The 22,213-nt window shown below is 65.7% G+C and carries 19 protein-coding genes and 1 pseudogene; 4 read left to right on the top strand and 16 right to left on the bottom strand.

All coding sequences use genetic code 11. The annotated features are described in order from the left end of the window. Positions 1-7: 7 nt before the first annotated feature. From ACMVY4_RS18545 to ACMVY4_RS18495, 11 genes are read right to left on the bottom strand one after another with little or no spacing between them, the layout of a single operon-like run. Positions 8-2,563: an AMP-binding protein gene (locus ACMVY4_RS18545; protein WP_416897451.1), complete on the bottom strand. Its 2,556-nt coding sequence runs from the start codon at positions 2,561-2,563 to the stop codon at positions 8-10. Continuing rightward, on the bottom strand, positions 2,544-2,888 hold the full coding sequence (locus ACMVY4_RS18540; RefSeq protein ID WP_416897450.1) for a hypothetical protein: 345 nt from the start codon (positions 2,886-2,888) through the stop codon (positions 2,544-2,546). The genes ACMVY4_RS18545 and ACMVY4_RS18540 overlap by 20 nt, the downstream gene beginning before the upstream one ends. After that, positions 2,885-4,036, bottom strand: a complete 1,152-nt coding sequence (locus ACMVY4_RS18535; protein WP_416897449.1) for an N-acetyl sugar amidotransferase — start codon at positions 4,034-4,036, stop codon at positions 2,885-2,887. Before ACMVY4_RS18535 ends, ACMVY4_RS18540 begins: the two co-directional genes overlap by 4 nt. Further along, positions 4,033-5,856, bottom strand: a complete 1,824-nt coding sequence (gene asnB, locus ACMVY4_RS18530; protein WP_416897448.1) for an asparagine synthase (glutamine-hydrolyzing) — start codon at positions 5,854-5,856, stop codon at positions 4,033-4,035. The genes ACMVY4_RS18535 and asnB overlap by 4 nt, the downstream gene beginning before the upstream one ends. Before the next feature lie 4 nt (positions 5,857-5,860). Further along, on the bottom strand, positions 5,861-6,874 hold the full coding sequence (locus tag ACMVY4_RS18525) for an N-acetylneuraminate synthase family protein (RefSeq protein ID WP_416897447.1): 1,014 nt from the start codon (positions 6,872-6,874) through the stop codon (positions 5,861-5,863). A gap of 4 nt (positions 6,875-6,878) precedes the next feature. Beyond that, positions 6,879-7,577 (bottom strand): GNAT family N-acetyltransferase, encoded by a 699-nt coding sequence (locus ACMVY4_RS18520; protein WP_416897446.1) that lies wholly within the window; start codon positions 7,575-7,577, stop codon positions 6,879-6,881. Then, positions 7,574-8,665 (bottom strand): NAD-dependent epimerase/dehydratase family protein, encoded by a 1,092-nt coding sequence (locus ACMVY4_RS18515; RefSeq protein ID WP_416897445.1) that lies wholly within the window; start codon positions 8,663-8,665, stop codon positions 7,574-7,576. Before ACMVY4_RS18515 ends, ACMVY4_RS18520 begins: the two co-directional genes overlap by 4 nt. Further along, entirely contained in the window at positions 8,652-9,887 is a 1,236-nt protein-coding gene (locus ACMVY4_RS18510; RefSeq protein ID WP_416897444.1) for a DegT/DnrJ/EryC1/StrS family aminotransferase, read from the bottom strand. The genes ACMVY4_RS18515 and ACMVY4_RS18510 overlap by 14 nt, the downstream gene beginning before the upstream one ends. Continuing rightward, positions 9,802-10,815 (bottom strand): Gfo/Idh/MocA family protein, encoded by a 1,014-nt coding sequence (locus ACMVY4_RS18505; RefSeq protein ID WP_416897443.1) that lies wholly within the window; start codon positions 10,813-10,815, stop codon positions 9,802-9,804. Before ACMVY4_RS18505 ends, ACMVY4_RS18510 begins: the two co-directional genes overlap by 86 nt. After that, positions 10,812-11,501 (bottom strand): cytidylyltransferase domain-containing protein, encoded by a 690-nt coding sequence (locus ACMVY4_RS18500; RefSeq protein WP_416900348.1) that lies wholly within the window; start codon positions 11,499-11,501, stop codon positions 10,812-10,814. Before ACMVY4_RS18500 ends, ACMVY4_RS18505 begins: the two co-directional genes overlap by 4 nt. 8 nt (positions 11,502-11,509) lie before the next feature. After that, the gene (locus ACMVY4_RS18495) at positions 11,510-13,282 is read right to left on the bottom strand and encodes a tetratricopeptide repeat protein (RefSeq protein ID WP_416897442.1); all 1,773 of its coding nucleotides are present in this window, start codon (positions 13,280-13,282) and stop codon (positions 11,510-11,512) included. A 197-nt stretch (positions 13,283-13,479) separates the two neighbouring features. Here ACMVY4_RS18495 and flbT point away from each other — a divergent pair, with 197 nt between their 5' ends. The 3 genes from flbT (at position 13,480) to ACMVY4_RS18480 (ending at position 15,044) form a co-directional block, all read left to right on the top strand. Continuing rightward, the gene (flbT, locus tag ACMVY4_RS18490) at positions 13,480-13,884 is read left to right on the top strand and encodes a flagellar biosynthesis repressor FlbT (protein ID WP_416897441.1); all 405 of its coding nucleotides are present in this window, start codon (positions 13,480-13,482) and stop codon (positions 13,882-13,884) included. Continuing rightward, positions 13,865-14,224: a flagellar biosynthesis regulator FlaF gene (flaF, locus tag ACMVY4_RS18485; RefSeq protein ID WP_416897440.1), complete on the top strand. Its 360-nt coding sequence runs from the start codon at positions 13,865-13,867 to the stop codon at positions 14,222-14,224. The genes flbT and flaF overlap by 20 nt, the downstream gene beginning before the upstream one ends. A 61-nt stretch (positions 14,225-14,285) precedes the next feature. Beyond that, a complete protein-coding gene (locus tag ACMVY4_RS18480; RefSeq protein WP_416897439.1) occupies positions 14,286-15,044 on the top strand; it encodes a glutathione S-transferase family protein in 759 nt (252 codons plus the stop codon). 63 nt (positions 15,045-15,107) lie between these two features. Here ACMVY4_RS18480 and ACMVY4_RS18475 read toward each other — a convergent pair whose 3' ends face one another. The 5 genes and pseudogenes from ACMVY4_RS18475 to ACMVY4_RS18455 all read right to left on the bottom strand — a co-directional run bounded on the left by ACMVY4_RS18475 (position 15,108) and on the right by ACMVY4_RS18455 (position 20,861). Then, on the bottom strand, positions 15,108-17,210 hold the full coding sequence (locus ACMVY4_RS18475; protein ID WP_416897438.1) for a sodium-translocating pyrophosphatase: 2,103 nt from the start codon (positions 17,208-17,210) through the stop codon (positions 15,108-15,110). 140 nt (positions 17,211-17,350) lie between these two features. Continuing rightward, positions 17,351-17,929: an MFS transporter gene (locus ACMVY4_RS18470; protein ID WP_416897437.1), complete on the bottom strand. Its 579-nt coding sequence runs from the start codon at positions 17,927-17,929 to the stop codon at positions 17,351-17,353. Between the two features lie 64 nt (positions 17,930-17,993). Beyond that, positions 17,994-18,452 (bottom strand): annotated as a pseudogene (locus tag ACMVY4_RS18465) (MFS transporter); the annotation flags it as partial. 177 nt (positions 18,453-18,629) lie between these two features. After that, positions 18,630-20,141: a M81 family metallopeptidase gene (locus ACMVY4_RS18460; protein ID WP_416897436.1), complete on the bottom strand. Its 1,512-nt coding sequence runs from the start codon at positions 20,139-20,141 to the stop codon at positions 18,630-18,632. 3 nt (positions 20,142-20,144) lie between these two features. Further along, positions 20,145-20,861, bottom strand: a complete 717-nt coding sequence (locus ACMVY4_RS18455) for a pyrimidine 5'-nucleotidase (protein WP_416897435.1) — start codon at positions 20,859-20,861, stop codon at positions 20,145-20,147. Positions 20,862-20,968: 107 nt separating this feature from the next. Here ACMVY4_RS18455 and ACMVY4_RS18450 point away from each other — a divergent pair, with 107 nt between their 5' ends. Then, positions 20,969-22,195, top strand: coding sequence for a DUF2336 domain-containing protein (locus ACMVY4_RS18450; protein WP_416897434.1), 1,227 nt, complete (start codon positions 20,969-20,971; stop codon positions 22,193-22,195). The last annotated feature ends 18 nt before the right edge of the window (positions 22,196-22,213 follow it).

The raw sequence follows: 22,213 nt of genomic DNA, 5'->3' as shown, positions 1-22,213 counted from the left end.
TCCGAAACTAGTCCTTCAATCTGGATCCCACGACCCTGGCAGGCGCGCCCGCCGCCAGCGCGTAGGGCCGGATCGTGCCCTGCACGGTCGATCGGGCAGAGATCACCGCGCCGTTGCCGATCTTCGACCCCGGCGTGACCAGCACGTTCGACGCCAGCCAGACATCGGCGCCAATCAGTACCGGCTCGTGGCGATAGCCCTGCCGCATGATCGGTTCGGGGCTGTTGTATAGGTGCTCCGAGGCGATGATGGTGCAATGGCCTGCAGTGGCGGTGTCGCGGCCTATGGTGACATTTTCGCCGGCATTGACGATCGACGAGAAGGCGATCTGGGCACGGTCGCCCAGCCGGATCTCGGCGTCGTTGGCGGCGACGAGACGGGCCATGGTGTCGATGGCGCAGCCATGGCCGATGCGGATGCGGCCGTTCTCCCGGATCTTCAGGTCGGCCCAGGGCATGATGGTGACGCCGTCGCCGAAGCTCATGTTCTTCGGGTCGCCGTCGAGCCTCAGCAGGATCGGCCCCAGCACCCTGAGACCCCTGCCGTAGCGGATGCCGTGGCGGCGGAAGACCAGTCGGTAGTACCAGGTCCAGAAGCCGGCGGGCTTCGAGGACAGGGCGACCGGCCCGTCATGGCTCATCGGCACGTCTTCCGGACCGAAGTCGAAACCTTCTTCTGTTGTCGTCCCGGACTTCAGGGCCTCGACCGTGCGGGCGATGGCGGCGACGCTGTCCAGCGCGGACGGATCGGCCGCCGTGCTCTCGGGTATCGACAGGCCGAAGGCCTGTTCCAGCCCCAGGATCAGGTTGACGATGGCGAAGCTGTCGATGCGGCCTTCCCGGATCAGCGAGGCGTCGTCATCGACCGGCCCCCCGGCCAGCGACGAGACGAGATCGCGGATCCGGGTCAGCGTGCTGTCGGTTTCGACAATCGAGGCTTCGACCGGCCGGTGGACCGCGAACTCGGCCCGATACCGTTCGAGGTTCGCCGCACGTGCGATCTTCCCGGAGGTCGATTTGCGCAGCCAGCGGGCCGGGACGATGCGGACATCCCGCGGCGTGACTTCGGTCGCCTCGGCGATGCGGCGGCGGATTGCTGCCGCCATGGCGGGCCATGTGTTCCCGGACCGGTCGCTTTCGGCCAGAACGATCATCGCCTGTGTGCCGGCCTCGTCGTCGGTTTCGCCCAGCGCCACGGTGCGGCCCGGAATCACGCCGTCGATGCTTTCCGTCAGCGCCTCGATGTCGTGCGGGTAGATGTTCTTGCCGCCGATGATGATCAGGTCGCGCTTGCGGCCGGTCACGAACAGGTGGCCGTCCTGCAGGAACCCTAGATCGCCGGAGCGGTAGCGGCCCCCGACAACGGCTTTCGCCGTCGCGTCCGGGTTTCCGTCATATTCGGTGAACATAGAGGGTGAGACGATCTCGATCTCGCCGGTCTTGCCGTCGGGCAACGGCTTTCCATCATTGTCCAGAATCCGGACCTCGGTTTCCGGAAGCACCAGGCCTGAGGAAACCAGCGTCCGGCCGTCCTTCTCCACGGTCCTCAGCGGCTCAACGAAGCCCCCTGAGGTAACCGCGTAGGTGGCTTCGGCCATGGCGTAGGAGGCGGCGAGGCGGTCGGGCGTCATGCCCTGCGCCTTGAACCGGTCCAGAAAGGCGCGGTGCGCCGCATCGGTTACCGGTTCGGAGCAGTTGACGATGCTGCGCAGGCTTGAAAGGTCGTAGCCCGCCTCCGGCGCGTTCTTCGCCATGAAGGCGTAGGCGAAATTGGGCAGCCAGCCCAACGTGCCCCGGTGCCGGGTCACGGCCTCCAGCCACATGCCGGGACGGCGGACCCAGTCGAAGGGCGACATCGCGACCAGCCGGCAGCGCCGGATCAGCGGCAGGAAGAGGCAGGCGATCAGTCCCATGTCGTGATAGAGCGGCAGCCAGGAAACGATTGTGTCGTCGTCACCGGCGCCGATGGCCTCGCCATAGGCTGCGATCTGCCAGAGCAGGGCGCGGTGCGAGATCACGACGCCCTTCTTCAATCCGGTGGTGCCCGACGAGTATTGCAGGAATGCCGGGCTGTCCGGATCGACCCGGGGCCGCGGCCAGTTCGCCGAAGCGCCTTCGTCCGTGCCGGTGAGCAGGGCGCGGAAACCTTCCAGACCGCCGAGTACCGGCTTCAGCTTTCCGGCCAGCTCGGGATAGGCGATCAGCGCCTTTGCTCCGCTGCCGGCGAGCAACTGCCCGATGGTCTCGAAATAGACCTCTTCGGACAGCTTCGGAGACGGATGGGCAAACATCGACGGCACGGCGCCCAGCAGGATGGCGCCGGCATAGGCGGCGTAGAGGTCCAGCCCGTGTTCGCGTATCACGACAACGCGGTCGCCCGTGGCAATGCCGGCATCGTGCAGACTGGCCGCCCAGGCCTCCGCCCGCTCCATGAGTGCATCGTAGCTGTAATCGGTCTCGGATCCGTCCGCCTGGATCAGCGTCAGGAAGGTCCGGTCCCCGAGGCGCAGGCGGTTGGCGGCGAAGACGCCCTGGATCGTGTCCTCAGTCCAGGGGGCGTTCATCCAGCCACTCCAGCACGGTCTGGTTCTCGGCGGCGCAATAGAGTTCGAACGCGCACATCCGGTCGCGGTCAACGACCATGACATAGACCTGGCCGCGCGTACTGCGGACCAGCGCCGTCTTGAAGCCCTCGTTCTTCAGCCGGCCATTGACCGACGGCGTGGCGTAGAAGCCGAAATCCTTGGCCGCCACGTCCATGCGCTTGCCGGTCTTCGTGACCATGGTGACCTGCTCGTCGGGGCAGAGTTCCAGGTCGCCGCAATCGCTGATGGCGATACCGGGGGCGGGCTCGAAGATCCGCGGCGGGGATTTTTGGGAGAGCTTCACGCCGCAGCCTCCAGCGGCGCCTCCGGCCAGTCCCAGCCCTCGACCGGGAAGCCGTCGATGACCCAGCGGCCGTTGCGGCGGGTCCAGATGGTGTGGTCGCGGTACTTCTCTTCCAGCGCGGCGAAGTCGGCCAGCGGCAGGTCCATGAAGGCGCAGGCGGCCTCGATGTCGCCGGACGGACGCTGATCGCCCAGCCGGGCGATGGTCGCAAGTGCCTGGGGGCGGCTCATGCGGCCGTTACGGATCTCCAGCGACAGATTGTCGAACAGCCGGGTGAAGCCGAATTTCGGCCACTTGAACCAGTGGTGGACGGCGATGTGGTCGCAGTCGATGTCGGCATAGTCGTAAAGGCCGATCTTCGGGCCTTCGGCGCGCCGGCGGAAGCCCTTGGCCTCCGCGGTCTTCAAACTCGTCGCCGGATCCCAGGGCATGTAGTAGCCGAGGAAGATCGAGCGCACCTGCGCAGCTGCGAATTCGGCCTCGCTCGGCGGACAATAGGGCTCCAGTTCGCGCTCGGAGAGTTCCGGGCCGACCCAGTCCAGCGCCTCGCGGCCCTGCAGGATGCCGTGCCGCTTCAGCCAGGCGTGGTTGAGCAGGTTGAGGTCGCTGTCGCCCTTCTCCCCGCCATATTCCATGAAAGGGCTTTCGCCCCAGACGATCAGGGGTACGCCCATCTTCACCGCCAGCCGCATCGGGATGGCGAAGATGGCGAGATGCATCGGAACGGCGCTGGAACCGGTTTCAAGAAGCGTCTTCTTCATGAACCGCGCCTCGACCGACGGATCGATCGAGAAGTCGATGTGATCCACGCCGAGACGGACCAGCGCGTCCAGATTGGCCTGCCCCAGCGCGTTGCGGCCGGGCGACTTCCAGGTCACCGCCAGCACCTTCATGCCCAGCGCCCGGCAGCGGATGACCTGCCAGAAGCTGTCCTTGCCGCCGGAAACGGGGACGATGCAGTCCCAGGGCGCCTTCGCGGCGCGGGCGGTGCCGACGATCCGGTGGAGTTCGGTCTCGCGCGCGGCCCAGTCGATCTCGATCCGGTTGGCCGCATGGCCCTTGCAGGCATTGCAGACGCCGTCGGCGCCGATCTCGATGCCCGGACGGCTGTCGGGCAGGACGCAGGACTGGCAGAAACGGACGGTCATGCCGACTGCTCCATGAAAAGCTTGGCGGAGACGAAGGAGAACAGGAACTTGGAGAAGCTGTTGGGCAGCTCCGGCATCGACATGGCCTGTTCGATCTTCTCGCGGCGGACGAGGTCGAAGATCGGGCCGTCGTCCAGGATGCGTTCCCGGGTCTTCGGGTTGTCGAGGTCGAACAGGCTGCGGAAGGCGGCGTTGAAACCCTTCTTGTGCCGGTCGAGGCGCACCTTGTCGTTCAGTATGCCCTTGGCGGCCGCGCGCAGCGGCGCCTTGGCGTAGCCGTCGCGGATCAGATGTTCCGGCGGGATCGAGTAGGCGAAATCGCAGAGTGCGCGGTCGAGATAAGGGCTGCGGTTCTCGATGGAGTTCTTCATCGAGTTCAGATCGTCCTCGCGCAGGATGATCGGCACCGCCTCGTGGCAGAGTTCATTCAGCATCCGGTTGCGCATCAGGTCGTCGGACAGCGGTTCTTCTGTGAAGGGTTCGGCAAAGGGCTCGGTCAGATAGTCCGAAAAGACGTCTGCATTCAGATAGATGTGGCCACGGAACGCCGGGTCGCGGTCGTAGAGCAGCGGGTCCCGCAGATGCGGATTGCGCACGATCGGGCCCAGATGGGTGCGCCAGTCGTCGATGCGCTGCGCGCGGTCGGGATGGCCCTTCATAGCGTGCAGGTGCAGGTTGAAGTGGTCGTAATAGCCGCTGACCAGCTCGTCCGCGCCGGTGCCGGAAACGGCGACCTTGAAGCCGCGCTCGCGCATCGCTTCCGACAGCATCGCGTGGACGTAGTAGCTCGCGGTCGCCACCGGCTTGCCGTGGTAGCGGATCAGGGCGGCGAAGCGGTCGAGGTCGGACGACTGCTGCAGATGGATCTCGTGATGGACGCAGCCGAGGTCCTTCACGGTCGCGTGGATGTTGTCGCTCTCGTCGTAGCGTGGATCCGGATCGATGATCGAGAAGGCCGTGACATGAGCGCCGTGCTGCTTCGCCGCGAAGGATGCCAGCGCGGCGCTGTCGACGCCGCCGGACAGGCAGAAGGCGATGGGCACATCGGCGCGCAACCGCAGCCGCATGCTTTCGGAGAGATGATGCCAGATGCCGTCGACCGCCTCGCCGAAGCTCATGGACGAATCGGGACGGTATTCGGGGCGCCAGTATCGGCGGATGGTGACGTCGCCATTGCCGCCGATGACCAGATTGCAGCCCGGCGGCAGTTCGCGGACGTCCTCGTGGAACAGCGCCTCGGATTTGTACAGCGCCTTGTAGCCGTTCACGAGGTACCGGCGCACGGTGTCGGTATTGACGGCAGGGCGGCGGCCGGTCAGCGCCGACAGGGCGGCGATCTCGGAGGCGAACCAGACGCCATTGCCGCCGGCGCGCCAGAGCAGGGGCTTCTCGCCGAACGGGTCCCGGGAGATGAAGACGCGGTGCCGGTCCGCATCGTGGATCGCGAAGGCCCACATTCCTTCCAGATAGTCGACGCAGTCCTCGCCCCAGACGCGATACGCCTCCAGCAGGACTTCGGTATCGGACCGGGTGGTGAAGCTGATGCCTCGGCGCTCGAGCAGCCGGCGTACCTCGACGTGATTGTAGATCTCGCCGTTGAAGACCAGCGAAAGTCCGTCACGGCGGAACGGCTGGTTGGAGCGGCGGTCCAGATCGATGATCGCCAGCCGCGTATGCAGCAGCGTTACCGCGTTCGCGCCTTCACGGGCCTGATGGGTGCCGCTGGCGTCAGGGCCGCGTCTCCTCAGCGCCTCGAGCGCCGCGTCGATGCGGTCGGGCGTCGGCGGTGCGGCCCCGATATGTCCGGCGATGCCGCACATAGGGTCAGCCCAGCAGGTGCGGCTGGAAGCGGTCGCCGGTGTTCATGGCGGCGTTCAGCGTCCGTCCGACGATCTCGTTTTCCTGGCCCGGCGCGATGCCGTCGCCGGGACGCACCCAGATCAGGTCGTCCCGGGTGACGCGGTGGCCGGCGCCCAGCGGCGTCTTCGCCGCGATGGAGCGGCGGATCAGCGGGGCGTTGCCGCGTTCGCATGCCTCCATGCCGATCTCGCCCGAACCGCGCAGCACCTCGAACGCGCGGATGCGGCGGACCAGTTCGGCCATCTCGGCCGGGTCGGCGGAAAGCTGATGGTCGCGGAAGTCCGAGTGGTCGTGGGCGACGGTGAAGTGCTTCTCGATGATCTCGGCGCCCATCGCCACGGCCAGCACGGCGGCGTCGATGCCCTGGGTATGGTCGGAGTAGCCGACGGTGCAGCCCGGCAGCTCGGAGCGAAGGGTGCGCACGGCGCCGATATTGGCTTCCTCGGGCGGGGTCGGGTAGGCGGAGACGCAGTGCAGGACCGCCATCTCCGGATTGCCTTCCAGGCCACCCTGGCAGGAATGGATGTGGTTTACGGCGCTGCGGATCTCCGGCAGGCCGGCCAGGCCGGTCGACAGGATCACCGGCTTCCCGGAAAGCGCTGCGAAGTTGATCAGCGGCCAGAAATTGTTGTCGGAGCTGGCGATCTTGAAGGCATCGACCTCGCCGTCCAGGAACTCGGCGCTTTCCATGTCCAGCGGTGTGGAGATGAAGACCAGGCCGGCGGCGCGGGCGCGTTCGCCCAACTCGGCGAACTGGTCGTAGCTGAGCTCGAAGCTCTTCAGCCGCTGATAGCGGGCCTCGTCGTCCCGGCAGATGAACTGCTCGGTCCGGAAGGTCTGGTACTTCACGGCGTCCGCGCCCGAATCGGCTGCGAGATAGAGCATTTCCTTCGCCAGACCGAAATCGCCCTCGTGGTTGTTGCCGACTTCGGCGATGACGAAGGCGCGGTCTTGGGTGTCGTGGCTGGCGATCTTCATGGTGCTACCCGTGGAAGTGAAAGACGTAGGTGGCCGCCGTGAACTGGAACTTGTTGGTCACGTAGGCGTGCAGCGAACGCACGTTCGAGGCCTGCGTGCCGACCGTCAGGCGGTTGATGTTGGGAATGGTCGCTTCGGCGAAGCTGATCATGTCGCGGGCCAGGCCCTTGCCGCGGAAGCGGCTGTCCACGGCGACGAGATCGATGGTCATGTTATCGCCGTCGACGAGCAGTTGCAGGAAGCCGGCGATCTCGCCGTCGACTTCCGAGACGACCATGTGGTCGCCACGCTTGCCGTCGAAATAGTTGCCGGCCCAGGCGCGCTTGACGCTGTCCGCCGCGGCCTTCGGTACCATGGGGTCCATGTGGAAGCGCGAATAGGTGAAGCCGCTTTCGGCGATCCGCTCGACAGCCGCGCGGTCGGGATCGTCGGCGAAGCGGGCGGTCCGGCTGAAGGCCGCCGGCCAGCTTGCCCGTTCGAGCCGGATATTGGTCTCGATCAGGCGGAAGCCGGCATTCTGCAGCCGGTTGGCGGTTTCGATATCCGACGCGCCGACCTTGGCGTCGATGAAGCACGGCGAGGTCTGCGGCAGGGGGATCTGGTCCATCTCCGCGCCAGTGGGCGTCAGGTGCCAGACCGCCTTCCCGAGCAGCCCGCTCAGCCACTCGTCGGAGCGGTACGCCATGCCGGGGCCGGGGTTCATGCCCAGGCGCGCCTCGTCAGGTAGACGACCTCACCGGCATCCACGGCGCCGGTGTTCAGCAGTTCCCAGTTGGCCTTGTACCAGTTGATATAGTCGACGAAGCCTTTCTCCAGCGGGTACTGCGGCTCGTAGCCGATGAGCCGGCGCGCCTTGTCGACGTTCAGCGTGCCGCGTTCCGGCATCAGCGCGTCGCGCGGGTTGTGGCGCACATCGACGTTCGGGAAATGCTCGCGGATGATCTCGACCATCTGGTTCAGCGACCGCGCCGAACCGTAGGTCAGGTTGAAGATCTCGTTGGCCGCCTTTTCGGTGGCCAGCGCACCCATGACGCCGGCGATCAGGTCCTGGACGTACGTGAAGTCCAGGCAGTCGGAGCCGTCGCCGTTGATGGTCAGCTGGTTGCCGCGCAGCGCATTCTCGATCAGCGCCTGGCCGACCCGGCGGCTGACGCAACGCTCGCCGTAGAGCGCCGAGGGGCGGATGATCGTGAACGGCAGGTCAAAGACCTGATTGTAGGCGATCACCATCTTCTCGCCGGCGAACTTCAGCGCGCCGTAGATGCCCATCGGGTTGCAGGCGGTCTCCTCGCTGACGACGCCGTCTGCGAAGGTGCCGTAGACCATCGACGAAGAGAAATAGACGAAGCGCTTCACGTTGAGCCGCGTCGAGCGGGCGACGTCGAGCGCGTTCTCCAGCGTGCGCAGCGAATGGTCGAAGGTGGAGTAGGGGTCCTTGTTCGACCGGTTGGCGTGGGCGACGGCGGCCAGATGCACGATGGCGTCGGGGTTCAGGTCCTCCATCGCCTCCGACAGGCCGTGATAGTCGCGGGCGTCGATTTCCACGAAGGGCACGCGGGCCTGGTGGAGCAGGTTCATCCGCTGCTTGATGAAGTTGAGATAGATCTCGCCGTTCGGGTTCGTGTACCGCTCCCGCTCGATGGCGTAGTAGTTGTTGACGCCCAGGCTGTCGATGACGGCGACGTCCACGCCCTCCGACTTCATCTTCAGCGCCATGTTGTGGCCGATGAAGCCCGCGCCGCCGATGATGACGACCTTCTGACCCTTCAGCGGGTGATTACCGGATGACATCGTTGATGGCTCCCTTCAGCGAGCTGGCGATACGGTCCATGTCGGCCTCGTCGAGATGCGGGCCGACCGGCAGGGCGATCGACTGGTTGGAAATGCGCGAGGCGACGGGGTAGTCCGCCGGGTTGAGGTCGTACTTCTCGCGGTAGTAGGTCAGCATCGGCACCGGGCCCGGGTAGTAGACCGAGCTGCCGATGCCGCGGTCCTTGAGGCCCTGCACGATCTCGGAGCGGCGGCCTTCGGCGCGGCCCTTCAGGATCACGCTGAGGCAGTAGTGGCTGCTCTCCAGATGTGCATGGTTCGACTGGAACAGATCGATCTCGTCGATCTCCTTCAGGCCGGCCTCCAGGCGCCAGTAGTTGCGGTGACGCGCGGCCAGGAAATCCGGGATCCGCTTCAGCTGCTGGATGCCGATGGCGGCCTGCAGTTCGTTCATGCGGTAGTTGAAACCGAGCTGGGTGACGTCGTAGATGCCCGGCTCCTTGCGCTCGACCACGGTCCGGTCCAGGCCGAAGGCCTTCTGACGGCGGACGCGGGCGGCGATTTCGGAATCGCGGGTCAGCAGCATGCCGCCTTCGGCGGTGGTCATGTGCTTGACCGGGTAGAAGGAGAAGCAGCCCAGGTCGCCGATCAGGCCGGCATGGACGCCGTTGACATAGGAACCGACGGCTAGCGCCGCGTCCTCGATCACCGGCAGTCCGTACTTCGCGGCGATGGCCATGACACGGTCCATGTCGACCGGCATGCCGAGATAGTGGACCACCGAGATCGCGCGGGTCCGGTCGGTGATGGCGTGCTCGATGCGGTCGATGTCGATATTGCCTGTCTCGGGTTCGGCATCGACGAAGACCGGCTTCGCACCGCAGTACTCCACCGCATGGGCGGTGGCGGTATGGGTCTGCGCCGGAACGATGACCTCGCCGCCGGCGCCCAGCTTCATCTGGAAGTAGCCGAGATGCAGGCCCGCGGTGCAGGAGGAGACTGTGATCGCCTCGCCGCCGCCGCACCATTCGGCGAAATCGGCCTCGAACAGTTCGGCGCGGGGGCCATGAACCAGCTGCGGGCTGTCCAGAACCTCCAGAACGGCCTGCCGTTCCTCGTCGCCCAGGATCGGGCGGCCGAAGTGGATCGGCGGCAGCTCAGATTGGCCGGACGGGCTCGGGCTGGCCGGAATGGACGGCGCGCTCGATGGCGAAGCAGAGGGAGAGGGCGTCGAATACGGCATCCTGTCCTACCTCCGGCTCGCGGCCATGCAGGACCGCATCAACGAAATCTTCGAGAAGATCGCCTTTGTCGACACCGGGATACGCCTCCGTGATTGGCTCCGGCCGAACGCCGGGATCACGGGAACGGTAAACAAACGCGCTTTCCAAACCGTTAACGAAGGTCGCCTCTGTTCCATGCACCTCGAGGCGGTGGAAATGGGGATGTACGCAGCCGCCATTGCAGCCGATCGAGGCGACCAGCCCGCTCTCGAAACGCACGAGTGCGCGCACCAGGTCGAAGTTCCGGAAGGCGCTGCCCTCGGTCGCGATGCGGTTGCCGAATGCGGTGACCTCGACCGGCCTGTCGCCGGTGAGCCAAATGACCAGATCGGCCATGTGAACCGCGCCCCCCATCACCAGCGAGTAGCCCGGAAGCTCGCCGCGCCAGCCGGAAATCAGCTTGTGGATGCGGCCGTACTGATACTCGGCGTCGATGTTGAACAGCCGGCCCATACGGCCCGAGCGGATTTCCTTGCGCAGCCACAGGAAGCGGGGGCAGCGGCGCAGGATCAGGTTCGAGGAAATGCGCAGATGCGGCTTTGCGCGCAGCGCGGCGCGGACCTCGTGCGCATGATCTTCCTGCAGCACCAGCGGCTTCTCGACAAAGAGATGCTTGCCGGCGTCGATGGCCCGCATGACCTGCTCGTAGTGGTGCTGGTCGTAGGAGGCGATCGAAACGATCTCGATGTCCGGATCGTCCAGGATCTCGTCGGCGCTGGCCGTCATCGACCGGTCAGGATGGCGGGTCGCCACATCGGCGCGCTTTGCATCGGAGAAATCGGCAAGCCGGGTGACACGGCAGTTGGGATGACGTTCGTAGCCGGAGATGTGCCGCTCGCCGACGCCGAGGCCGATGATGCCGGCGCGGATCAGGACCTCGCCGTTCATCCGGCTTCGGCGATCCGGGGCGCCAGTTCGTGCCAGCGGTAGCGCCAGGCCGGGCTGTCCAGCTGATGCGCCAGCTTCCGGAATCGCCGGAATTCCTCTTCGGTGTCGATCACCATGGACGCCTGTCCCAGATTCTCGTCCGCCTTCAGGGAGACGATGTTGAACCGCTCGGCGTGCCGGTAGAACCAGGTCGTCACATGCTCGCGGTCTGCAGGATCGGCCATCTCGGCCTCGCCCTTCAGGAAGGCGTGCGATGCCAGAACCTCGACGGACTGGCCTTTCGGATAGGTTCGCTCGACCACATTCGAGACGATGTCAGGCCGTTCGGTACGAAAGGTCTCGACGGCGAGATCCACCAGCCGGTGATCGATCAGCGGGCTGTCGCCCGAAACGCGGACGAAGGCGCGGACGGGGAACTGCTGCAGCACGGTCCTGAACCGGCCCGCGACGTCCAGCAGGGGTCCGCGGACGACCGGCGTGGACCGGGCCGCGCAATGCGCCGCCAGCGCGTCGTCGAGCGGATCGTCGGATGTCGCGACGATCAGCGGGCGGCCGGCGCGGCAGAGCTCCAGCGCATCCAGCGTGTAGTCGATCAGGCGGCGGCCGGCGACGGTGCGCATAACCTTGGCCGGGCAGCGGCTGGAGCCGGTGCGCGCCTGAACGATGATCGGGATCAGGTCGTGCATGCTCACGGTCAGTCCAGCCCGAGCCTTTCGCCAGTGCGGATGCGAGCTTCCGTGCAGGGCTTCTTCGGCCATTCGCCGGGCTCGCGGGCGACGAAGATGTCGGTGTTGGGGAACCAGGGCTCGATGCCCGAACCGAAGTGAAAGCGGTCAGGCTTGTGCAGCAGGGTCACGGCGGGGATGCCCATCGCGCCGGCAATGGCGACCGGCGAGGAGGAAATCGAGACGACGAAGTCCAGACCGGCGGTCCAGGCGGCGGCCTCGTCCAGCTGCTCGCGGCGGTCGATGCCCTCGAAATCGTGGATGATGATGCCCTTGTCCTCGGCCAGGCGGGCGCAGTCCTCGCTGGCGTCCTTGTACATGCAGTTGACGAAATGGGCGCCCTTCGCCTGCAGGTCGAAGAAGGGGGCGAAGTCGGTCAGTGACATGTAACCCTTGGCGCGGATCGGGGTGACGTAGCCGCCGGTCCAGCAGATGCCGACCTTCGGGCCTTCGCCGATGGCGTCGAACTTCGCCTTCCAGTAAGCGGCGCGCTCGGGGTCGGGGATCAGGTAGTTGCCGTTGCGCGCGAAGCTGTCGATGCCGTCCCGGACGATGCCGAAGATCGAGCCGGAGGGGATGAACAGGTCCGGCTTCGGAATGCCGTCTTCCTTCAGCCAGCCGTAGTGGCGGTGGATCTTGGCGTTCGAGCGGAAGGTGACGTGGCGGTGCACGGTCGCCTCGGGGAAGGAGCGCTGGAACCAGCTCACGAGACGCCGGTCGCACTCGATGATCACGTGGCCGGCCCGCTCGATCACGTCGCGGTAAGCGCTGCCGAAGATGATGGCGTCGCCGATGCCCTGCTCGTCCGAGACAAGGATGCACTTGTCGGAGATGTCCTCGCCCTGCCAGCGCGGCAGGTCGTGGACGAAGACCACCGAATCGCCGCGGCGGCGGTCGAGCCGCCACTCGTATTCCTGCCAGCCTTCCTCCAGGTCGCCGACGCCGAGCAGCGAGGACGCGTAGGAGAAGTGGGTATCGGCGTCGTCGGGACGCAGATCGACGGCCTTCTTCAGGAAGGGCAGCGATTCCTCGAACCGGCCCATCGACGAGTAGGCGTGACCCAGGTTGGACCAGGCGATGTCGTAGTCGGGATTGAGCCGCAGCGCCTCGTCGAAGAAGGGGCGGGCCGCGTCGGCGCCGCGGTCTTCGGCGACCGTAACCGCAAGCGCCTGCCACAGGCTCTCGTCAGACGGCTTCTGCTCGATGGCGAATTTCAGCGTGTCGATCGCTTCGCCGTAATTGCCCTTGGCCCGCTTGACGGCGGCCAGCGCGGTGGGGCCGCGGGGGTCGTCGGGGCAACGCTGGATCACCAGCGCGTACATGCGTTCGGCCGCATCCAGCATGCCCAGATCCTGGGCCAGCTGGCCGACGCCGTAGACCAGTTCCGGATCCTCGCCCGCGATCTCGAGGGCGCGCTCCATCGCGTGGATCGCTGCCTGCACATTGCCGGCGTAGCGGAGATTGTTGCCCAGCACGAGCAGGGTGTCGCCGTTCGACGGGTCAAGGCAATGCGCCCTCAGAAACTCCGAGGCCGCCTCGTTGAACTGGCCGTCATTGGCGAGCTTGTTGCCGCGGCTCAGATGCTGGATCGACCGCTTCAGTTCGGCGCGCGTCGGCTTGCGTTCCGGATCGACGCGGTTCAGCACCTCGACGAACTGGATCGTGTCGCCCTGGAGGATCGAGCGGTGAACCTTCGGCGCGGTCTTGGCTTCGGGACGGGTCTTCAGTCGGGCGGAGGACATGGCGGTCTCGTGATCGTTTTCGAAACGCCGCAATCAAAGCCGGGCAGGGTGAAGATTTGCTTAAGCACGTTTTGCCCGCCGACTTTCTCCGCCGTTAACGATAATTCAACCTCGTCGGGATCAATCTGCGTTCCATGCCCGGTTCGCCGGGTTCGTGTTCACGTATCTCGGAGCGGCCGGCGACGGCCGAGGACTGTATGGCCCTGAAACTGACGCTCAAGCCCGGCGAGAAATTCGTCATCAACGGCGCGGTCATCGCGAACGGCGACCGGCGGGCGACCCTGGTACTGCATAACAAGGCGTCGATCCTCCGCGAGCGCGACATCCTGAAAGCGAACGAGGTCGACACTCCGGCGAAGCGAATCTACTTCGCCATCATGTCGATGTACCTCGACGAGAAGGTCCGGCCCGGCTTCTACGAAGAATTCGTGCGGCGCATGTCGGAGTTCATGGGAGCGGTCAGCGACCCCGACGCGCTTTCCACTTGTGTCTCCATCAGCCAGTGCGTCATGGAGCGTCAGTACTACAAGGGTCTGACGCTGTGCCGGCGACTGCTCGACTTCGAACAAGAGAGGCTGAATTATGAGCCTGCAGGCGTATAGCAAGGCGCAGCGCGTCGCCGAGAGCCCGCGCGATACCGAGTACCGTCTTTTCGCAGAGATCACCCGTCGCCTCATGGAGGTGAAGGATCTGCCGCGGCATGAACCGGGTGTGATCGAGGCCGTGCACCGCAACCGCCGGCTCTGGTCGACCCTGATGTCCGACTGCTCGAAGGAGGGCAACATGCTGCCCGAGCAGACCCGGGCGTCGATCATCTCGCTGGCGATCTGGGTGGACCGTCATTCCAGCAGCGTCATGCGCGGCATGGAGACGGTCGACGACCTGATCTCGGTGAACCGCACCATCATGGAAGGCCTGGCGCAGCGGCCCGCCGCCGCCTGACTTTCCAAGCCTGCGGACTGCGCTACCATCCCTCCCTGCCTGAATCGGGGAGGAAAAAGGCATGTCGACATTCGTATCCGTAACCGAGGCCCGCGCGATGCCGGGCCTCCGCATTGCCTGTCTGCGCGGGGTTCCGAGCCCCTGGACCGAAGCGGCCAAGGCCATCTTCCGGGTCAAGGGCCTGGACTGCCAGTATGCCGGACAGGCCGAGGACGATCCTGACAACGCGATTGCCGGGTGGGCGGGGAATTCCTCGGTCCCGGTCGTCGCCTTCGAGGACGAACCGCTGCGCACCGGCTGGGCGGAAATCCTGCTGCTGGCCGAACGGCTGGCGCCGGCGAAGCCGCTGCTGCCGGACGGCTTCGAGGCCCGCGCCGAGGCGATCGGTCTGTCCCACGAGATCTGCGGCGAGATGGGTCTGGGCTGGGCGGCGCGCAATTTCCTCGTCGGTCTCGGATTCGAATCCGACGGCGCCAGCGGCTTTCACCCGAAGGTCGGCAAGTTCCTGGCCGGCAAATACGGCTATCGCGAAAGCGAGGACTACCGGCAGCGGGTCATCGCGATCCTCGAAGCCCTTTCGGCGCGGATCGCCGGCAAGCCGTTCCTCGTCGGTTCGTCCCTGACGGCGGTCGACATCTACTGGGCCGCCTTCTCCAACCTCGTCGCGCCGTTGCCGGCGGAGAAGCTGCCGATGCATCCGCGTTTCCGCGCCATGTGGGAATCGGTGCCCGACGATGTGAAGTCCGCCGCATCCGGCGAACTGATGGCGCACCGCGACCGCATATACGAAACCTGCTTCGAGCTCCCGGTCCCGCTCTGAACAAGGAAAAGCCCCGCGGAGGCTAACCTCCGCGGGGCTCTTCGGACCAACGGTCCCTGAAGCTTAGTGGGCGAGGATCGCCAGCAGCAGCAGGGCCATGATGTTGGTGATCTTGATCATCGGGTTCACGGCCGGGCCGGCGGTGTCCTTGTAGGGATCGCCGACGGTGTCGCCGGTCACCGAGGCCTTGTGCGCCTCGGAGCCCTTGCCGCCGTGATTGCCGTCCTCAATGTATTTCTTGGCGTTGTCCCAGGCGCCGCCGCCGACGGTCATGGAGACCGCGACGTAGAGGCCCGTGGCGATCACGCCCATCAGCATCGCGCCGACGGTGGCCAGCGCCTGCGCCTTGTCGCCGCCGGTCACGCCCAGAATGACGAAGTAGACGACGATCGGCGCCAGCACCGGCAGCATCGACGGCACGATCATCTCCTTGATCGCGGCCTTGGTCAGCATGTCGACCGCCCGGCTGTAGTCGGGCTTCGAGGTGCCGGCCATGATGCCCGAATCCTCACGGAACTGACGGCGGACTTCCTCGACGACCGAGCCGGCGGCGCGGCCGACAGCGGTCATCGACATGGCGCCGAACAGGAACGGCAGCAGGCCGCCGAAGATCAGGCCGACAACCACATACGGGTTGGACAGCGCGAAATCGACGACAACGCCGGCGAAGTACGGGTACTGATCCGGATTGGCGGCGAAGAAGGCCAGATCCTGCGTGTAGGCGGCGAACAGCACCAGGGCGCCGAGACCGGCGGAACCGATCGCGTAGCCCTTGGTGACGGCCTTGGTGGTGTTGCCGACGGCGTCCAGCGCATCGGTGGTGTTGCGCACCGATTCGTCCAGTTCGGCCATCTCCGCGATGCCGCCCGCGTTGTCCGTCACCGGACCGTAGGCGTCCAGCGCGACGACCATGCCGGCCAGCGCCAGCATGGCGGTGACGGCGATGGCGATGCCGAACAGGCCGGCCAGCGAGTAGGTGACGATGATGCCAGCGCAGATGATCAGCGCCGGGATCGCCGTCGACTGCATGCCGATGGCCAGACCCTGGATGATGTTGGTGGCATGGCCGGTATTGGACGCCTCCGCCACCGAACGCACGGGCTTGTACTCCGTCGAGGTGTAGTACTCGGTAACCCAGATGATCAGACCGGTGACAACCAGGCCGGCGATGGCGCAGATGAACAGGTCAAGACCGGTGAAGCCTGCATTGCCGATCTGGCCCATGCCGACGGTCACCGAGGTGATCGGGTAGATCGCGACGGCCGAAAGCACTGCGGAAGCGATGAAGCCCTTGTAGAGGGCGCCCATGATGTTGTTGGACGATCCCAGGCGGACGAAGTAGGTGCCGATAATCGAGGTCACGATGCAGGCGCCGCCGATGGCCAGCGGATACAGCATGGTGGCCGCGGCCAGCTCGCCGGCGAACAGGATCGACGCCAGCACCATGGTGGCCACGACGGTCACGGCGTAGGTTTCGAACAGGTCGGCGGCCATGCCGGCGCAGTCGCCGACATTGTCGCCCACATTGTCCGCGATCACGGCGGGGTTGCGGGGATCGTCTTCGGGGATGCCGGCCTCGACCTTGCCCACCAGGTCGGCGCCGACGTCAGCGCCCTTGGTGAAGATACCGCCGCCGAGACGGGCGAAGATGGAAATCAGCGATGCGCCGAAGCCCAGGGCGACCAGCGGATCGACCAGGCCGCGGCCCTCGACGCCCATGCCCAGCAGCACGGCGTAGTAGCCGGCGACGCCCAGCAGGGCCAGGCCAGCCACCAGCATGCCGGTGATGGCGCCGGCCTTGAAGGCGATGTCCAGACCCTTTGCCAGACCCTGACGCGCGCCCTCGGTGGTGCGCACGTTGGAGCGGACGGAGACGTTCATGCCGATGTAGCCGGCCGCGCCGGACAGCACGGCGCCGATCACGAAGCCGACGGCCACCAGGCCGCCCAGCAGGATGGCAAGGATGATGGTGACGACCACGCCGACGATGGCGATGGTCATGTACTGGCGGTTCAGATAGGCGCGGGCGCCTTCCTGGACGGCGCCTGCGATCTCCTGCATGCGCTCGTTGCCGGCAGGCGCTCCCAGCACCTGCTTGGCGGTCACGATGCCGTAGACAATCGCGAGCGCACCGGCGACAAGCACCAGCAACAGTGTGGTTTCCATGGTTTGTATTCCCCTGTCATAGAGAACATAAGCGACGCGACAGGAATCCCCTCCGGATTCGCCCCTCGCCTAGGTCAAAGTGGCGGCTATATGCCAAAGACGGCCTTGCGGCGCAACAGGCGCGCCGGAATGCGTCATATTCACGCGCGCTGCGGGCGGTATGCCGAAAACATCAGCCAGATCGCGCCCAGCATTGCGATGGACACCAGCGGCGCGGCGGTCATCGCCACGGCGTCCCATCCGAGCCGGTCCAGCAACTGTCCCGAGCTCAGCGACGACATGGCCACCATGCCGAAAACGAGGAAGTCGTTGACGCCCTGGACGCGCGGGGCCTCCTCGGGCGTGTAGCACTCGGCCAGCAGCGTCGTGCCGCCGACGAACATGAAATTCCAGCCGACGCCGAGCAGCACCAGCGCGGTCCAGAAGTTGATCATCTCGATGCCCGAAAGCGCCACCGCGACGCAGACCAGGTTCAGGATCGCGCCCACGACGATGATCTTCAGCACCCCGAACCGGGTGATCAGCGCGCCGGTGAAGAAGCTGGGCAGGTACATGGCGACGACGTGCCACTGGATGACCGTCGTGGAATCGTCGAACTCGAAGCCGCAATGCTTCATTGCCAGCGGAGTCGCGGTCATGACCAGGCTCATCACGCCGAAGCCGATCATGGCAGAGCCGGCAGCGACCCAGAAGACGGGGTTCCTGACGATCTGGCCCATCGGGCTGGCCGCGTTCGTCTTTGGTGGTCCGCTTTGGCTTCGGAATGTCGAGGAACATCAGCACCAGCGCCGAGAGCAGCGCCAAGCCTGCCGTACCGACAAAGCAACCGAGGAAGAAGACCTGCGGTATCATGTCCTTGGTGTGCTTGGCCAGTTCCGGTCCCAGGAATCCCGCGGCCAGCCCGCCCGCCATGACATAGGACACGGCCTTGGGCCGGAAGAAGACCGGCGACATGTCGACGGCCGCATGGCGGTACTGCTGGAAGAAGGCGGAGAACATGCCGATAAGCATGGTCGCCACACAGAACAGCCAGAAATTCGCCTGCAGAAGGGCAAAGGCGCCGACGCCGCTGCCGACGACGCCGAGCAGAGAGCCGAGGACGAAGCCGGTCCGGCGGCCGAAACGGCCCATGAAGATCGCGGCCGGGTAGGTCGCAAGCATGGTGCCGGTGACAACGGCGCTGACCGGCAACGTCGCGAGCGCCTTGTCCTCGGCCAGCGAGTAGCCGATGAGGGGACCCATCGCGATCATGGTCGACATGGTCGAAACGCCGAGCGCCTGGCACACGGCCAGCAGCACGACATTCCGCTTCACGGTCGTATCGACGGTCTGAACGGCAGCTTCTGTCATGGCGCAGAGGTATACAGGCTGACCGCCGGGGCAGTCAGCATCAATTCTGCATGGCCTGCATGTAAATTTCTAATCCGCGCCTTCGAAAACCGGACCCAGGGGGCCGAGGCGGACACCGGACCGGAGGTTCCGGTAGTCATTGTTGGCCGGCCGGTCGATGAAGGCCCCGGGCGCCTCGACGATCAGGATGGTCTCGGCGATGTCGGTGAAGTCGCCGCGGAAATGCACCGAGGATTTAAGGCCGAGGATGGGCACGTCCTCCGGTTCGATGCCGATGTGGCGGAACATCTCCTTGTCGGCCGCCTGCATCCGGTTCTCGCAGACCACCACCCGAACGCCGCCTGTCTCCAGAACCGCTGTCAGGCCCAGATTGGCGTTGGTGCCGCCATAGAAGGGGCCGGTGCAGAGGAAGCGGCCTTCGGACAGGGCCGTCACCTTGAAGTCGGCTTCGAAAGGCGGGTCGCCGGCCGTGAACAGCTTGCCGCCCAGCGCCAGGGTCAATGTCGCGCCGACGCCTGCCCTGTGCGCCGCCTGCGCAGCGTCGGGGTCGGTCAGATGTCCGATGACCGCCCCTTGTGCGCCACCCTCCACGAGCGCCCGCAGCAGGCCGGTGGTGTCGGAGGTGCCGCCTGCGCCGGAATTGTCCTGGGCGTCGCACAGCACCACGGTCTTCGTTGCGACATTGGAGAGGCGCTTGGCCTCATCGACAGCGCCGGACGGAGAGAGCATCGGCTCGGCGAACTCGCCCTCGCGGGAGATAATGTAGTCGGCGATTTCCCGCGCTGCGCGGTCGGCGCTCTCCTGATCGTCGGCATAGGCGACGATGGCGGGGCCGCATTCACGGATGTCCGCGGGATGGAAGCCCGGGGTGTAGCTGGTGGTCGATACCGCGCCGCCTTCCAGCTTCGCGACCAGTTCGTAGACCGACTTCGACGGCTCCACCATGGTGCACTGCCCGGTCAGCGGCGGCAGGAAATCGAGCTTGATGAAGGCCTTCGCCTGTTTCGGCCGGCCTTCCAGCAGGCCGTGGAGATGCCGCGCCGTGCGCCTCCCGGTCTCCGCCATGTCGATATGGGGGTAGGTGCGGTAGGCGATCAGCACATCCGAGAGCGCGACCATACGCTCGGTGATGTTGACGTGCAGATCCAGGCTGACGGCGATGGGGATCTCGTCGCCGAGCCGCTGACGCAGCCGGGCGAGCAGTTCGCCTTCGCCATCCTCGTGATGCTGGGCGACCATGGCGCCGTGGAGGTCCAGATAGATGGCCGAAGCGCCGCCCTTCACCGCCGCTTCCAGGCCGTCGACCATCTTCGCCGTGATCCGCTCATAGGCATCTTCGGTGACATATCCGGCCGGGACCGCAGCGGACCAGCAGACGGGCGCCAGATCGTAGCCGAGGTCCCGCGCCTCGTTGATGAACCCGCCGGTGCCGATATTGATCGGCGGGAAGACGGTCAGCATCTCCTCGCCTTCGGTCAGCGGGGGCCATCCCTCGCCCCGGGCGAAGTGGTCGTAGGTCGTCAGAATCGGCGCGAAGGTGTTGGTCTCGTGCAGGAAACCCGCGATGGCGATAGTGGTCACGGATCAGCGCTCCTCTTCCGGATCGGCCCGTCCCTCGATCACATCGAGGGCGCGGATCAGGAAATCGTTCAGGTCCTCGGTGATGTAGTTGATGTGTTCGCCTTCCGACGCCTCGAAGCTCCATTCCGAGATGCCCGGAATCCACACGGTCGTGAATCCGACTTCATGGGCCGGCGCCAGGTTGCGGGCCATGTCCTCGAACATCACGGCGCGGGCCGGATCGACCTCGTGCTTCTGGATGAACAGTCGATAGGGTTCGACGCTCTTCTTGGGCTCGAACTCCGAATGCACGATGTCGAAGATGCCCTCGAAGCACTTCTCGATGCCCAGATGCGTCATGATGTTGAGCGCGTGGTTCACGGAGCCGTTGGTGAAGACCAGCCGGCGTCCCGGCAGCCGTTCCAGCAGGCCGGGCAGTTCGGGATTCGGCGGGATCGGCGACAGGTCGATCTGGTGCACGTAATCCAGGAAATCGTGCGGATCGATGCCGTGATGGTCCATCAGTCCCTTCAGCGTGGTGCCGTGGGACATGAAGTAGCCCTTCTGCATCCGGTGGGCCTCGTCCTCGCTGACCTCAAGCAGATCGCGGATGAAGTAGCGCATGCGGTCGGAGACCTGCGCGAAGAGGTCGGAACTGGCCGGATAGAGCGTGTTGTCGAGGTCGAAGACCCAGGTGTCGATGTGGCGGAGGTCGGGCCTCCTTGTCGCGGGATCAGGCATGCGCGGCACTTAAGGATGCTTCGCCGCGCGCCGCAACCGGTTAACGGGCGGTTAGGCAATCTCCGCCATGATGCCGCGGACAGCTCATACACGCGGAGAGAGACGGTATGGCCGACGACAACCGCACCGCCGGCGCGGACTACAGCACCGCAAAGATGGTCCTCGAAAGCCCTGACAGCGCCGCCCGGAAGGCGCTGGCCCAGAGCGCCGACACACAGCCGGAGGTCCTTTACTATCTGGTCGAAGACGACGATCAGAGCGTGCGCGCGGCCGTCGCCGCGAATCCCTCGACGCCAGTACAGGCCGATCTGAAGCTTACCGAAGACACCGACGACGAGGTCCGGATCGAACTGGCCCGCAAGATCGGGCGCCTGATGCCGGGCCTGCAGCATCAGCGCCAGGTCAAGCTGCGCGAGCTCACCATCCAGGCGCTCGAGAAACTGTCGGAGGACAAGCTGCCGGATGTCCGCGCGGCCCTCTCCGAGACGATCAAGGCCATGCCGGAGATTCCGAAGGATGTCGTGCTGCGCCTTGCGCGGGACATCGAGGAGATCGTCGCGGCGCCTGTCCTCGAATACTCGCCGCTGCTCAACGATCACGATCTGGTCGAACTGATGGCAGCCGGGGTGACCATGGGCGCTCTGCCGGCCATCGCCCGCCGCCATGGCATCGGCAAGGCGGTCTCCGATGCCGTCGTCGCCAGCGCCGACATGCCCGCCATCGCATCGCTGCTGCGCAACAACTCCGCCGAGATCCGCGAGCGGACGCTGAACGACGTGGCCGACGACGCCGAAGGGGTCGAGGAACTGCACGAGCCGCTGGTCGTCCGTCCCGAGCTGTCCCAGCGCGCCATGCGGCGCATTGCGAGCTTCATTTCCCGCGCGCTGCTGGAGCAACTCGCCGAGCGCAGCGGGCTCGACAACAAGACCCGCCGCGTGATCGCCGAACAGGTCAACGAACGCCTGGCCGTTGACAAGGACGCCGACGCCAAGCTGGACGCCGACTTCGCAGAACACCTCGCGAAGCAGGGCAAGCTCAACGACGAGGTCATGCGCGGTGCGATCGAGAAGAACCGCCGGGACTTCGTCATTCATGCGCTGGCAGTGCTGACCAAACGCACCGACAAGGGCGTCGAGCGCATCATGGAAATGCGCAATGGCAAGGCGACGACGGCGCTGGTCCATCAGGCCGGCCTGAGCATGCGCACCGCACTGATGATGCAGCAGCGCATAGCCAAGGTGCCGCCGAGCCAGATCGTGCCGGCCAAGAACGGCGTCGACTTCCCGATGTCGCCCGAGGAGATGGAATACCAGATCGCCCACATCAACGATTGAGCCGCTTGCGCGGTCCGG

The sequence above is a fragment of the Minwuia sp. genome (assembly GCF_048007105.1).
GTDB lineage: Bacteria > Pseudomonadota > Alphaproteobacteria > Minwuiales > Minwuiaceae > Minwuia.
Note: the sequence above shows the minus strand (reverse complement) of the source record. Positions and strands in the feature narration are given on the sequence as shown.